The sequence below is a fragment of the Bacillus cereus group sp. TH152-1LC genome, from assembly GCF_027710505.1.
Lineage (GTDB): Bacteria > Bacillota > Bacilli > Bacillales > Bacillaceae_G > Bacillus_A > Bacillus_A mobilis.
This window is the reverse complement of record NZ_JAQFNK010000001.1, coordinates 234,185-248,948: the sequence shown is the minus strand read 5'-3', so window position 1 is coordinate 248,948 and position 14,764 is coordinate 234,185. Positions and strand designations below refer to the sequence as shown.

Sequence of the window (14,764 nt, the reverse complement as noted above, 5' to 3'; positions counted from 1 at the left end):
TTTGTATTAATTAAACCAACTTTTAATTGCATCTACGACTGCTTTAAATAGGTCACCTAATTTTTGAATTATGTTTTTTGTTTCTTCGCTATTTATTATAGCGTTCACTTTTTCTTTAGCTACTGATAAACCCTCTTTTATATGTTGAAAATCTACACCAGCATTTTTCATATTATCTAATAATGTCACTACGCCTTCAGATTCTTCTTTCGTCAATTGAACGCCTGTTTCAGTTGCTGCATTATCAACAATCGCTTCAATTTCTGCTTTATTCTCTGGATTTTTTTCTGCTAATGCCGCTTTTGCTAATTCCATGAACTCAACAGCCTTTTCAGACCCGATAGAATCCCCTAGTTTCGCAGTTTTTACAAGCTCTTCATTTGCAACTTCTTTTTGGTCTTCAGTAATTTTTACATCAGTCGTTTTTTCATATGCTTTGAAAATACCAGTCAAGGCAGCTGTCCCAGACACAGAAAACGGAGCCATTACTTCCACTGAAGCATCCTTAACACCTGCTGTTATCATAGCATTCTTATACATATCTTCAGTAACCCAGTTGATGTTATCAGCATGAACTTTGATACCAGTATCAGGATTACCAATTGTAATTTTAACAGACGAAATTGCTCTTGTTCCGATTGTCGTTTTCGGAAGCAGCTTACCTAAGTATTTATCTTCTTCTGCATTTGTAACATCTATTAAAATAGCATTTTTCGGTACATTCATTTTTTCTAATAAGGAAGTTTTTTGGACTGGCGTTAAATCCTTCCCTAATGAAACTACAACATCTCCAGGTGCACTATCTGCTTGAACTACTTGAGTAAAAGCCAACCCCATTCCAATTGTAGTAAGCACTGTAAAAGCTATCTTCTTTGTATTTTTCATATATTATTTCCCCCATTACTAATATCTATGAAACGTATTCTCTAAAAAAATTATAGAGAAAGGTAGAATTTCCTCGTTTTGTTTACATAATATAGAAAAGAGATTCTGTATTTGGAGACATATACATATTGATTTTATCATTTTTCCCCTTTCTTCTTTTTAATTTTGAATTTTTTCAAAAAAAATTATGAATTTGATAAAGTTTTTTTTGAATTCCCCCACTTCTATGTTTTAAATTCGTATAATGAACTCATAAGTTAGCACATATAGCTTTGAATTGATAATACCTAACGGAGGAATGTACAATGAGTAATGCAACTGCGATTGCCACTGCAACTGCAACTGAACCTACAGAAGTAAAATCGATTATCACGGACGCCCTTTATGGCACTGTTGATGCTCAAGAAAGTATTGAGATATTAAGTGAACTCTTGTTCCCTGGTGAAAATCTAATCGAAATGATTCGTAACAGAAAAATCATTAATGAGATTACCGCTAAGGTAAAACTATTCCAAGAGAAAACAGAAATCGAGTTACTTGGAATTACAAAGGAAGATGCCGAGTTCAATGTTAAACTCCAATTCGGCGAAGTAAATACTTTCTTAGCTGAACAACAAAAAATTATGGCTCACTTAACACATGTAGCAAAAGCATATGATGCAACATTGCAAATAACATACGTAATTAAACAAACAATCGGTTGATTATGAAAGGGACAGGAAATACCTTGTCCCTTTTCGTTTATTCATATTTCATTTTGACCAACAACTAGCTGTATATTCCTCTTTCAGGAATAGCAATGAAAAACCTAACCAGCTTTTCATCTCAAACAACCTTTTTTGTGATTTTATTTATAAAAATATGAAAAGGCGAATAACCTTTTTACAAAGGAGAATTTTTCTTATGTCTAAAAAATATTTATTTAATCGATATCAAACTCTAGAAGAAAATATTACCTATGTTGAAAAGAAGCAAAGACGAGAACAAGGAATGGAAATCAAAAAATTCCTTTCTTTATCTATGCCTACTAATGACTTTATGGATAAATTATTCGGAATTACGGAGTTTTATTTTGTTCCTAGAAAAGATGGAGTGATATATCAAAAGAATATGATTGAGAAACTAACTCATCATTCTTTATTTTTACTTAATCAATCCTCTAATGAAATAAATTCTGAATTATTTTCTTTGATAATGTTTTTATTAGTTGGTTTTTCCAAACTAATTGAAACAGAAGGTTGGAAATCGAATCGTTTAATTGAAGATGAAATTTTATCGTTTAACGAATTTATGAAACAAGAAGAATTAGATAACATATCATTACATGCAACCGAAACTCCAATTGTAACAAAACATCTTAACTTTTATGTAGATAAAGAACAGAACAAAATACTTACTGAAAAAAGCATTAATCCCGAAGAATATAATAATTTCGAACCCTATGCTCTATATCACGAGCTGAATTATACTTCCGTGGAAAAACTTGAATGTGCTATTAATGTTTTATGTGAGTTACTTTTATCTCTCAAACCAAAGAAGTCGTATAGTAAAACTGAAATTAATTATATGCTTGGAGAAACAGATGACTATATTCATGAAGAAGTAATTTGTGCAGCAGGAATGTTTGGTATGAGTATAGGTTATATAATCAATTCTGCTAGTTGGAGAAGCAATGAACTATTTATTTTTGACCAAATTGAATTAGAACGAAGAACGAATATCCGAATGAATGAAGAGTATTGCCGTTACTATGTTGAAAGCATTCAACAAATTGCTAATACATAACCTAAAACAATATATACTATTATTGAAAAAGACTAGCATTTTCTAGTCTTTTTTTCTATGCTTTCCCAAAAATAACCCTTATTTTTCAAAGTTTGAAATAAAAGTTAAGTTATTCCTCAAGGAACTTTAAAAATGTTTAAAATCTTAGAAAAAAACCGCTTTTTTCTCCCTATTCAAAATTTGTTTTTGGTATTCTATTATTAGAAATGAACCGCACAGAAAGCGAGGAAATATCATGGCAACTCATACTAACTATGAAGCAAAGTTGGGATTATTAACAATACATATACCTAGCCCTTCCCTATCTGCTTCTTTATTACCAAAAGGGAAATTCATAATTGAAGAAAATTTTAATGGGAAAATTAATGGATTTCAAACCAATGAAGCGCTTCGGGACCATTTAGACTATGTAATTAATTCTGAACATGATGTTTTGTACTTAGATGCTGATGAAGAACGACTTAAAATTTGGACAGGTTCACAACAAGCAATTTTGAGAACAGCGGTTTTTCTTAATTTTTTAATGGGTCCTCTTATTACTCGTACTGAATTAGAAGAATTCAGAATAAATAATAAAGCGTTTTCAATTAAAGATTATGAAGTTCTAATAAAAGAAGATGCAAAATCTGTATCAATTAACATTATGGCTGGAATTATTGATTTTAGTGTTTGGATTCAAAATAACAAATTAGAGCGCTTTATGATTTCAGGAGATTTTAGTGAACTTTATTCTGATTTTACAAGTCACGAAAGCTTAGAAGAATTGTTAGATGTAAAACTCTCTTTTTCTCCGAATCACAAAGATATTGAATTTGATTCAGAATCTGGTTGTTTCTTTGCTTATACTTACACAAAAGAAGCCCTAATTGAATTAATTACGGCAATGAATGAGTTAGTCGGTATTCAATTTGAAGATACAGATAAAATTCAACTTACAGCAAAAATTGATGCATTTCTATCTATGTAGGCAAGTGAATCTTCTACGTGACACGGAGGAGGGGAATTATGGATAAGAAAAAATTGTATAACAAATTGCAAAAAAGATTGTTTTATACGTGGTTCCGTTGATTATCAATTAACTCTTACGTAGAAAAAAAGCTGATATATATCATATATCAGCTTTTTTTATATTATTTTTTACGTTATCTATTTTTGAGTTTTTGTATATCCTATATCTTCTAATACCTTTAATCCAGTATAATTCATGTATTTCTCTAATGAACCGTCTGCAAGTTCGCCTTCTTTTTCGAATATTATGTTGTCCTTTTCATCAAGAACATTAACATAATATTGAACGTGAGTTGCTTTTCCATTTGCAACCTTACTTCTTATTGATAAAAATGTATGTTGTAACTTACCTCCGATATTAAACGCACCATCTCGGAAAATCATATGGTCTTCACTATTATCTGTTATATCGCGAACATCTGTAACACTTACAAGTTCTCGTCCTTCTGCGATTCCTTGCTTATATCTTATACCATACTGATATGGAGTTATAGGCGTACCCAATTCCCCTTTTGCATTTGAATAGAAATGATGCGTGTATAGTTGTTCAAAAATATCAATGTTTACTTTTTTGTCTTTTGAATCCCAAGATACATTCGCTCCTAAACCTTCAGCAACAAAACGAATTGGAACATACACTCTACCATTTATAATTTGAACGGGAACATCTAGCTTCTTTTTCGAACCATTTACAGTTCCTTCGTTTTTGTTATTTTCTAATACAATTTTCTTTTGTTTATATACAACAGTCATTGTTTTTGTTTTGTTATTCCAATTCGTGTCTCCTCCTATATAATCTGTGACTTGTCTAAAAGGAATAAGGACACGGTTATTTTTCATAATAGGTTTCGAGTCAAATACAAATTCAATGTCATCAATAATAATTTGAATATCTTTTTTATTTGGAACCAATTTATTTGCGGTTGTTACGTTTTTTTCTTTTAAACCATTTGGATTTACATCTGTACTCGCACTAACTGTTTGAGTTGCTAAACCGGAACACAATATACCGGCAACTAAAATACCACTAACCATTTTTTTCATTAGAATGCCTTCTTTCAGTGTTAATAATGAATGTTTATTTCTTCTTTAAATTTTAATTTTTATGTGTATTTCCTTTACTTTCCATGCTGATTTTCTAGAATATTTTGGTTTAATATCTTGTTTATTGGAGACACTAAGTATATAATATGTATATACAAAAAGAATACAAGGAGGTATCTCCAATTTGGAAAGAAAGAATATTCCGCTTCGATTCCCTACGGATTTACTAGAAAAAGTGGAGAAATACCAAAATGATGAAATGATTTCGAATCGGTCTACTGCGATATATGAATTAATACGATTCGGATTGAAATACCAAGAAGAACGTTCTTCTAAAGATAATTAACATAGCAATTATATCCTCTACTTAAACTTCATTAGATGTTTAAGTAGAGGTTTTTTACTGTTGTTTTTTGAATTATCTATTTTTTAGGAAAAATAAATAAAAATACTAATAATCTCTTAATTGGAGGTTACAATTGGAGGTTACACAAATGAACACAAAAACAAGAGAATACTATTTTGATAATGCTAAATTCATGTTAATTTCCTTAGTTGTTTTTGGTCATAGTATTAGACCCTTTGTTGAATCAAATGAATGGCTGAATTCATTGTATGTAGGTATATTTTTTTTCCACATGCCTGCCTTTATTTTGGTTTCTGGATATTTTTCGAAAAATTTCCGAAAAGCTGGGCACTACAAAAAATTAATCATAAAATTACTATTACCTTATCTTGTATTTGAAACCATATATTCTGTATTTGTTTCATTCGTTTTTCATGAAAAATTTGAATTAACGTTTTTTACACCTTATTGGATTATGTGGTTTTTAGTGAGCCTTTTCTGTTGGCATGTGTTGTTAATTCTTTTTACAAAATTGCCTTTTCCATTCATCTTATCTGTTATAATCGCCGTTTTAGCTGGTTATGTAGATGAATTAGGAAAAGATTTTAGTTTGCTTCGAACATTTACATTTTTCCCTTTCTTTTTCGCGGGATATCTATTAAAGAAACAGCATTTTGACTATCTTAAAAATAAAGTAATTCGATTTTTATCAGTTGTTTTTTTTATTAGCTTATTTAGCTACACTTATTTGTCACACAATGTATCTATGAGATGGCTTTGGGCTAGTAAATCCTATTCCTATTATGGTTATACGGGGTTAGAAGCAGCAGAATATAGAATTATTTATTTCGTTGTTATGTTTTTAGCATGTGTAGCATTCTTTTCACTTGTTACACATAAAAAAACGTATTTCAGTAAATTTGGCGCGTACACAATGTATACATATCTTTTACATGGATTTTGGATTCGTTATTTATTGGACAAACAACATTTTATAAAAGATGTTGAAACAATATGGGATTTCGGATTATTGCTCATTTTTGTAATTACAATTTGTTTATTTACTACAACGCCAATTGTTAGAAAAGTAACCTCTTTTATTGTTGAGCCATATGGCTTCCTATCAAAGTTAAAGCATAATTATATGCATTTTAGATTTCACATTATAAAGGCGAAGCATCGGTAATTTTCCGGTGCTTTTTTTGTTTCTAATTTTCTTTTGCATGGAAAATTGATTTTTCATTTCTTTTACGTTATTAGCCATTCATCTTTAAATGAAGGGAGCTGATTATAATGTTTGGTTCAGCAAAAGGTCTAGAAGTTGAATTTTTCGAAGAAAAGAGCATTACTGTTCTTAAGACAAAAGTAAACGAATTTATACGAAGCCTTTCCATGCGTCCCATAGAAATTTTGGATATTAAATATCACAGCGATTGGGAAGAATACGGGAAACAGTTCACAGCAATGATTATCTTTCGGAATTTATAAGACAATAAAACCCCCATCTCAAAATTATGAGATAGGGGTTATTTTGTATTACTGTTATAGCAATTATATATGATTATGACATAGCAAACCTCACACTAAGTCAATGGTTTTTGAAAGAAAATGTATTTCTTATTTTTGTTTAACTCAGTTATGTATATTTTTTTCTGTTTTCTTTGTAACATTCCGGACAACCTGTGCCATAGCTTCTATTTGCTACTGTAGTTTCCCACTCGTGATTGTTATTACAAATCCACCACACCTTTTTCCCGGAGTACACGGTGACATCGTTAGGTGTCAGGTTCTTATTCTTTTCAGTGTTCCATTCTTTCACCAAATGAGGCTTATTAACCGATAGACTTCTTTCCTTTGTTACCCTTCTGCCACTACAATACGGACAATTTGTATTATTCCCTGTTCTATGTGCAACAACAGCTTCCCACTCATGATTTTTTTCACACTTCCACCATACCTTTTTACCCGAACCTGGTGTTACCTCTTCTGGTAATAATCCATTATTTTTTGTTGGATGCCACTGTTTACTTAATTCAAAATGAGTTTTCACTAGATTATATTCTTCACTAGATTTTTTCTTTGAACAATATGGACAACCATACTTTGATAAAGTTCGAGAGGAAACAACAGCTTCCCATTCATGGTTCTTTTCACATTTCCACCATACCTTTTTACCCGATTTCGGAGTAATATGTTGTGGTTTTAATGGTTTATTCTTTTCTGCATTCCATTCTTTTGCAATGTGTGGAAATTGTTCAGACAGGTTATTTATTTCATCCGCTCTTCTTCCGCAACAATAGGGACAACTTTCTCCTTTTGAACGTTTATTAATAATCTTTTTCCAACTGTGCCCTCTTTCACATTTCCACCATACTTCTACAGCCGAGCCATGTGTAAAATGAGTTGGCTTTAAATTCCCGTTCTTTTCATAATCCCACTCTTCTACTAAGTGAATATGTGTAAACGCAAGGCTGTTTTCTTTTTGTTTATAGGTTATGTATTCTAATACTTCATGGTACGGAATATGTTCTTCAGGAACAATTCTGTTATTTTTAAAGAATCGTTCATTTATGTACTGTATTAATTGAACGTACATATTCTGCAAATCTTCTGGTTTTGGTGCTTTCGTAATTTTAAATACTGTAGAAGTATCTAATTCTTCTAAACCATCTTCTCTAACTCGAATGATATGTATCCCTTTTGAAGAAAACACACGGTCCTTTTTTTTGTCCTTTTCTAACTTGCCCTTATGCCATCTTACGCCATCGTATTCAATTCCTAGAGATAAAGACGGAATAAAAACATCTACTTCCACACCATCCACTTTTTTGCGGCTTTCAACATCAGAAAAATGCTTTTCCATTGCATAAGCAATATATTGTTCAGGGAAAGAAGTTTGTGAGTTACATTTAGGACATCCTTGTCCCCTAAGTGCTCTATGGGCAACTGTCGACTCCCATTCGTGATTATAAATACACTTCCACCATACCTTTTTACCCGAACCTGGTTTTATTTTCATTGGATTTAATTTATTTTTGTCAAAATCCCATTCTTCCAATAATCCCGGATGCTTTACAAACAAAGATACACAAGTAGGGCAGCTAGCGTTTTGTTTTTTGGTCCTATTTTCGATTCGCTCTTTCCATTCATGACCTTCTGAACACTTCCACCAAGCCACACTATGACTTCCTACAGCTATATTATTTGGGGGCAATGAATTCTTTTCATAATCCCATTCTAACGCTATATCCGGTCTTAAAAACGCAAGAGATTGGCAAACAGGACAAGCATTGTTTTCATAAGTAGTGCGGTTTATTATTTTATCTTCCCATTCATGATGATTATCGCATTTCCACGATACAACCCTCGTGGACTTTAACGGTATTTCCTCTGGATTTATCCCAATGTTTTTCTCATAATTCCATTCTTTCATCAATTCGGGCAACAAAAAAGCAATTGAATCTTTTTTTAACGTTTTCTGTTTTGTACAATAATGACAACCGGCACCATTATTTCTATTTCTAATAGCAGCTTCCCATTCGTGATTATAAGAGCATTTCCACCATACCTTTTTACCCGCAACTGCTGTAACTAATTCTGGATTTAATTCCTCATTCTTTTCGTAATTCCACTCTTTTGCTAATTCAGGATTAACCGTAGCAAGACAATTATCTTCAGAAACTCTACGCCCAGCACAATACGGACATCCTTGCCCTCTTATAGTTCTTTTTCTAATAGACGCATCCCAAACATGCCCTTTTCCGCATACCCAATAGGCTCTTTTATCAGAACCTGAGAGTATTTCATATGGATTTAAACCTTGATTTTTATCAAAACACCATTGTTCTTTTAGTTCTGGATAATCTAGTAAAAAGCTATTATTCAATGTCATCCCTCTGAATTTCCCCTCGTTTTTTCTGGGTTAATTGTAACATTTTATTTAATTCCTTTTCTTGAATTCAGAATTAAAATTCCTGATTTTATAAATAAACAAAAAAAAGACAGATAAACTATTTCTAGCTCACCTGTCATTTTTACTATTATTTTTTAGAATTTGCTACTGAAACTCTTTTACACTAATGTTCCATCTCTTAATGTGTATACTTTATCGCATAAAGCTAGCATTTTTTCATCGTGTGTAATCATCATACATGCTTTTTTCTCTTCTTTTACTTTGTGCGATAATAATTGGATTACTTCTTGTCCTCTTTTTGAGTCTAGGCTTGCTGTTGGCTCGTCGGCTAAAATCAAATCAGGATGATGTACGCATGCTCTTGCTATCGCAACACGTTGACGCTCTCCACCTGAAAGTTGATTTGGATAATGATTTTTTCGCTCTAATAATCCAAAGTGTTTTAGTAAATCTTGAATTTCTTTTGTATATTCCGCGCCAGACTTGTTTTGTAATTTCAATATATATTTCAATTGTTCTTCTACAGTTAAGAAAGGAACAAGATTAGCAAATTGAAATACAAAACCAATATGTTCTAAACGGGTTTCCGTTAGTTGTTTTTGAGAAAACGACGTAATGTTTTTATCTCTTAACCAGATATCTCCTGTACTTGGAGCAAGCAGAGCACCGCATGTTGATAATAATGTACTTTTTCCTGAACCAGAAGGACCTACAATACCAATAAATTCCCCTTCATTTACCGTTAGTGATGTAGGATGAAGAGCTGTTACAAGTGTATCCCCTTTTCCATATGTTTTACTTACGTTTTCAAGCCTTAAAATACTATTCATTACTCATTTCCTCCTATCGCTTCTAATGGATGAACTTTTAAAATAGGAATAAGAGAAATGCATGTTCCAAAAATAGAAATCACAACAAAGACACATCCAAAAAGAAGCATTGTTGCATTTTCAAGTAAAAATGGCATACTTTCAGGCATTATTTGTTGTACTCCAAATAGAGAAATTCCGCTAATTACAAATGAAAAAGCAGAAATTAAAATAGATTGCCATACCAAACTCATAGTTAGTATGCGATTGCTTGTTCCAATTGCTTTTAATACACCAATTTGTTTTACTTTTTGTAATGTAATTACATAGAAGAAAGTTGCAATTAATAATGCGGAAATTGTTAATAAGAAACCAACTATCATCATTAATGTCCCTTGTTCTTCTTTATAACCAGGGATATTCTGAAGCAATTCTTTTTTACTTACAATCTCCCATTTTGAATCTTTAACTGATGGTTGTTTAGTGAAAGCAATGGTATTAAATTCTTTTTGATTTGGGAGCGCGATTTTATCCCATGACTCTTTATTCATAAAAGCAATACCTGTATGACTAAAAGAAGCATTTTTCGTAAATCCAACAACCGTAAATACTTGTTTTGAAATTGGGTCTTGTAGTTTGTCAGAGATTTTTATTCCTTTTTTCTTTAACTTTTCATCTACAACAATTTCTGAATTTCCTTTAATATTTTTACCTTCTGTAATATCAGGAATTACATTTGTTACGTTTGGTCCAGCGACAACCGTTACATCTACTTTCTTTCCATCTTTTTCTTTCGTTAATGTACTCATGTTAATATGTAATGGTGCATACTCTTTCTCTTCAAAACCCTTCGTCATTGCTTTTTCATCAGATTCTGAAATAGAAGAACGTAATAATTTTTTCTCTGCATCATCAGAGAGTACAAAATGCTCCATTTTTGTTGTCTTGATGAAAGAAGCATTGTCATACGATAATCCGTTTGCAAGACCGGTAATCATCACAACTAAAAAAGACAATAAAATCATCATTACAGCAATTAAACCATAGCGCATTTTGTTTCGTTTTAATTCTTTCCATGCTAAAAACAAATATATCACCCTTTCTTAAAATTCATTTTCAACATACATCTGAAAAATGAATTGAATATGAACATAACATTTCATTTCTGTATCATTTATTACATTAATGTAACGGTAATTAGTTTTTTAATCTGAATAACATACAAAAATTTATTTTCAACTTAAAAAATATTTATGTTCAAAATAGCTTTCGTGTAACATTTTCTGAATTGTAACGTTTTATACCAAACAAAAAATGACTGCTAATTTTCTTAGCAGTCATCTATTTATAAATCTCTATGTTATTTTAAATTTAAAATTAAATTTCATATTAAAACCAGCAGAGAACGGGCAATTATATTTTAAAATATCTCTTTTACAAAAGAAGAACCTATTTCGTATGCCAACGTCCGTAATTCGTAATCATCGTAACCTGTTAACCGTTAACCGTTATCCGTTTCCATCCCAAGTTTACATATCCGGTATGTACTAATTTGATAACAATAATGTTAACTGCTTTTGTTACGCACAAAGCTAAGCGTTTTCCACACTTCTCTGCGGTTGCTGGCTTATGACCAGCCGTAGAGGGAAAAAGTATTTGTTATCCCCCTACGGCTAGACACAAACAGTCTAGCACTTAATTAAATATACCGTTCAGCATTTGCGAATTCAAATTCAACAAAGTGATTTTTTCTTTCGATTTCCAACGAAAGACGAGTCACTTCTCTCTCAAGTTTCAAGGCTTTTTTACGATATTCTTCTGGCTCATACATTGCAAATACAATAATATTTGCATCTGTATTCCCCCAACCATTAGAAGCTTTTCGTTCTTGTTTTTTTCGATTACCGAAATTCTTTAAATCTTTCACTTCGCCGCGTATTTGTTTTGCTAGTTCAATAGCTTCTATAAGTGAAATTTCTTCCCCGTCCCATTGGATTGTTGCTTGTAAGTTTTCTTCTGCAACTGACACATCTAGTCTTCTAAAATCCATTCTTGTTTCTTCTAATTCTTTTGTAACAACTTCAATGCTTCGAGTCGGTTTTTCGTATTGCTCACCTTTTTCTACTTCTACAAATGCAACACGATTGCGTTCTTGTAAAAGTTCTTGGATACGACGAGAAATAGCGTTACGAACCGGCAATGCTTGAGCTAATGTAATTTTCATTAAAATAACACTCCCAGAAGTTAATTTAAAAGCGAATGATGATTGAAAATACATTGAATCATCTATTTTGAAGACTTTGCATTCGCATGATAGTTATATTTTTTAAAGGTTTTGTAAAAATCCTATTCAAAAAAATAAAAATATAACTAAAAAGCAAAATCAGAATAATCACCTCTGTTGGTTTCAATTCTCTCTTTATACAGGTATACCCCAACCAAAAACGATAGATTTGTAGACATTTATCTATAAAAATGATATAGAATTATAGATAACTAGTTATATTTACTGAGGTGAAGCATGTTAATTCAAATTGAAATTAAGGATTTTGCCATTATAGAACATTCTATAATAAATTTTGAAGATGGTTTCAATGTAATTACCGGCGAAACAGGTGCGGGTAAAAGTATTTTGTTTGATGCTTTATCTAGCATCATTGGAGAAAGAACAAGTAAAAGTTTCGTACGCAAAGGAAGAGATAAAGCAGAATTAAAAGCAGTTTTTCTTAAAACAGAAAAAATGGACAAACTTTTAAAAGAAAGGAATATTGAATCCCCTGATGACATTGTGATTATCCAGCGCATCATTTCTGCAAATGGTCGTTCTATCGCAAAAATAAATGAAAGTATCCAATCTACACAGGTTATTAAAGATATGTGCCAGGATTTAATTGAAATCTGCGGACAGAAAGCTCATTTAGAATTACTTCAAGAGGATAAATATCTCCATTGGGTTGATAACCATGCTGATAAACACCATAGAGATTTATTGCATACTTATCAAGAAAAATATAGTCATTACAAAGAATTACGGAAATCCATAGATGATTTAATGTCAAAAGGAAGAGAACAAGAACAACTTTTAGACTTGTATCGTTTTCAACAAAAAGAAATCGAGAAAATGAATTTGAGAATTGGAGAAGATGATGAATTAGAAGAAGAACTACGATTTTTAAATAGTTTTGAACAAATATCTAGCAATGCAAAAAGTTCTATTCATTCCCTTTCAGTTATTGATGAAATTTACGATGCAAAAGAAAGCTTATTGATTGCTTCGAAATATGATGAAAAGCTAGGAGCTCTTTCAGAAAGAATAGAATCCGCTTATTATGAATTACAAGATATTAAGGGAGAAATAGAATCTTATGTAGGAAGCATTGAATATGATGAAGAACGTTTAAATCAAGTTATTTATCGTTTGGAATCCATTAAGCAAATGAAAAGAAAGTACGCGGATACGATTGAGGGCATTTTGGCGCATCTCGATGATGTATCGGAAAAACTAGATACATTTGATAACAAAGAAGAATATATTATTCGGATGCAAAAAGAAGAAAAGATAATGAGAGAGTCTCTATTGGTATTAGCCAAAGAACTACATGAAAATCGTAAAACTATAGCGAAAAAGTTAGAAATCAACACTTTAAAAGAATTAAAAGAACTATGTATGCCAGACGCTGTTTTTATGTTCAACGTAGAAACAACAGAGGATTTAAATGAATTTGGATACTCTAAGGTACACATTCTGTTTAATGCAAATAAAGGAGAAGACGCACAAGCATTATCTAAAATCGCATCAGGAGGAGAGTTATCACGGGTACTTCTTTCTATGAAAATCGCTAGCAACTTATCAGAAGAAGGCAAAACGATTGTTTTTGATGAAGTAGATGAAGGTATTGGCGGAGAAGTTGGTAGACATATCGGACAAAAACTATATGAACTGGGAACACATTCTCAAGTCATTGCAATTTCTCACCTTCCACAAGTTGCATCTAAAGGCAACCAACACTTCCTAATTCGAAAATCTGTTAAAGATGAAAGAACAGTATCTACTGTCACTAAATTATCCGATGAACAACGAGTTTTAGAAATTGCCAGAATGATATTCGGTGATGAGAAGAATGAAATTACAATAAGACAAGCTGAAGAAATGTTAAAAAAGTAATTATTCTCACCTAAAATTACGTATTCTGAATAGGATATTTCACTTTATATTAAAAAACAATACAATTCAAAAAGAGCATGTGAACTTATTATTCACACGCTCTTTTTCTTTAAATTAGGTTATTTTTCATAGTTTGTAACTTTCTTTACCACACAAATTAATTTTATAAAAAAACCATTACATTAGAAATGTAATGGTCATGATACTATAATGTTCCCTTTAGTCGCGAAATAGGTTTTCATCTTTAATTAGTTCATCAAAGATTTTTCTTTCGAAGATTTCATCCATAAATGCTTCTGTTTGAAATCCGTCTTCAAATTGAACCTTAAACATCGGAGCCGAAATTAAATCAACCTCATCACTTGTTAACGAACGCACTATTTGAAATGATTTGTCGTTGTATTTTAACAAATTGGATTGCGTAGTAATAAAACCTTTTCTTTGATATATTTGAAAATCGTCTAGTGTTAACTCCTTACCAATAACACCATATACTTTTTCTTTTTCTAAGTTTTCATTTACCATAATATCCACTCCATTCAGTATTTTTCCATATAATTTTAAACCACATTTTTAAAAGGTGTGAAAACAACAAAAACTTTTTTTCATACCTCAAAATACTTTGTTCAGTCCGCTTTTATACTTTTTATCGAATGTTGAACTAAGAATTACAAGTCATTCATATGAAAAACATACTAAACATATACTATTTTTATACTTTGTATATACATGTTATGTAATATGTATATATTGTTTATAAACATGAAAATGCACCTATTTATTTATTATACAGGTGCATTTTCATGTTA

General features: G+C 31.4%; 14 protein-coding genes. 7 read left to right on the top strand and 7 right to left on the bottom strand.

Features of this window, described 5'->3' with window-relative positions:
• Window positions 1-6: 6 nt before the first annotated feature.
• Window positions 7-885, bottom strand: coding sequence for a DUF1002 domain-containing protein (locus PDL00_RS01275; RefSeq protein ID WP_098007398.1), 879 nt, complete (start codon window positions 883-885; stop codon window positions 7-9).
• 305 nt (window positions 886-1,190) lie between these two features.
• Here PDL00_RS01275 and PDL00_RS01270 point away from each other — a divergent pair, with 305 nt between their 5' ends.
• The 3 genes from PDL00_RS01270 to PDL00_RS01260 all read left to right on the top strand — a co-directional run bounded on the left by PDL00_RS01270 (window position 1,191) and on the right by PDL00_RS01260 (window position 3,637).
• Entirely contained in the window at window positions 1,191-1,589 is a 399-nt protein-coding gene (locus PDL00_RS01270) for a hypothetical protein (protein WP_270725601.1), read from the top strand.
• Between the two features lie 199 nt (window positions 1,590-1,788).
• Window positions 1,789-2,670 carry a hypothetical protein gene (locus PDL00_RS01265; RefSeq protein WP_270725600.1) on the top strand — a complete coding sequence of 294 codons (882 nt, stop codon included), beginning with the start codon at window positions 1,789-1,791 and terminating at the stop codon, window positions 2,668-2,670.
• Window positions 2,671-2,905: 235 nt separating this feature from the next.
• Entirely contained in the window at window positions 2,906-3,637 is a 732-nt protein-coding gene (locus tag PDL00_RS01260) for a hypothetical protein (RefSeq protein WP_270725599.1), read from the top strand.
• A gap of 179 nt (window positions 3,638-3,816) precedes the next feature.
• Here the strand turns inward: PDL00_RS01260 and PDL00_RS01255 are convergent, their stop codons facing one another.
• Complete coding sequence (locus PDL00_RS01255) at window positions 3,817-4,722, bottom strand: copper amine oxidase N-terminal domain-containing protein (protein ID WP_270725598.1); 906 nt, start codon at window positions 4,720-4,722, stop codon at window positions 3,817-3,819.
• A gap of 184 nt (window positions 4,723-4,906) precedes the next feature.
• Here PDL00_RS01255 and PDL00_RS01250 point away from each other — a divergent pair, with 184 nt between their 5' ends.
• From PDL00_RS01250 to PDL00_RS01240, 3 genes are all read left to right on the top strand, one after another.
• Window positions 4,907-5,068, top strand: coding sequence for a hypothetical protein (locus tag PDL00_RS01250; RefSeq protein WP_270725596.1), 162 nt, complete (start codon window positions 4,907-4,909; stop codon window positions 5,066-5,068).
• Between the two features lie 148 nt (window positions 5,069-5,216).
• Entirely contained in the window at window positions 5,217-6,254 is a 1,038-nt protein-coding gene (locus tag PDL00_RS01245) for an acyltransferase family protein (protein WP_270725595.1), read from the top strand.
• A 107-nt stretch (window positions 6,255-6,361) separates the two neighbouring features.
• Window positions 6,362-6,556 (top strand): hypothetical protein, encoded by a 195-nt coding sequence (locus PDL00_RS01240; RefSeq protein ID WP_098006403.1) that lies wholly within the window; start codon window positions 6,362-6,364, stop codon window positions 6,554-6,556.
• A 148-nt stretch (window positions 6,557-6,704) separates the two neighbouring features.
• On the opposite strand, the gene PDL00_RS01235 is transcribed toward PDL00_RS01240, so the two are convergent.
• From PDL00_RS01235 to PDL00_RS01220, 4 genes are all read right to left on the bottom strand, one after another.
• A complete protein-coding gene (locus PDL00_RS01235) occupies window positions 6,705-8,960 on the bottom strand; it encodes a zinc-ribbon domain-containing protein (RefSeq protein ID WP_270725591.1) in 2,256 nt (751 codons plus the stop codon).
• Window positions 8,961-9,139: 179 nt separating this feature from the next.
• Window positions 9,140-9,811, bottom strand: coding sequence for an ABC transporter ATP-binding protein (locus PDL00_RS01230; RefSeq protein WP_270725589.1), 672 nt, complete (start codon window positions 9,809-9,811; stop codon window positions 9,140-9,142).
• On the bottom strand, window positions 9,811-10,878 hold the full coding sequence (locus PDL00_RS01225) for an ABC transporter permease (RefSeq protein WP_270725587.1): 1,068 nt from the start codon (window positions 10,876-10,878) through the stop codon (window positions 9,811-9,813). Before PDL00_RS01225 ends, PDL00_RS01230 begins: the two co-directional genes overlap by 1 nt.
• Window positions 10,879-11,489: 611 nt before the next feature.
• Entirely contained in the window at window positions 11,490-12,014 is a 525-nt protein-coding gene (locus tag PDL00_RS01220; protein WP_270725585.1) for a hypothetical protein, read from the bottom strand.
• Window positions 12,015-12,311: 297 nt separating this feature from the next.
• On the opposite strand from PDL00_RS01220, the gene recN reads away from it, so the two are divergent.
• Entirely contained in the window at window positions 12,312-13,955 is a 1,644-nt protein-coding gene (recN, locus tag PDL00_RS01215; RefSeq protein ID WP_270725583.1) for a DNA repair protein RecN, read from the top strand.
• A gap of 219 nt (window positions 13,956-14,174) precedes the next feature.
• Here recN and PDL00_RS01210 read toward each other — a convergent pair whose 3' ends face one another.
• Entirely contained in the window at window positions 14,175-14,480 is a 306-nt protein-coding gene (locus PDL00_RS01210) for a hypothetical protein (protein WP_270725581.1), read from the bottom strand.
• Window positions 14,481-14,764 lie beyond the last annotated feature (284 nt).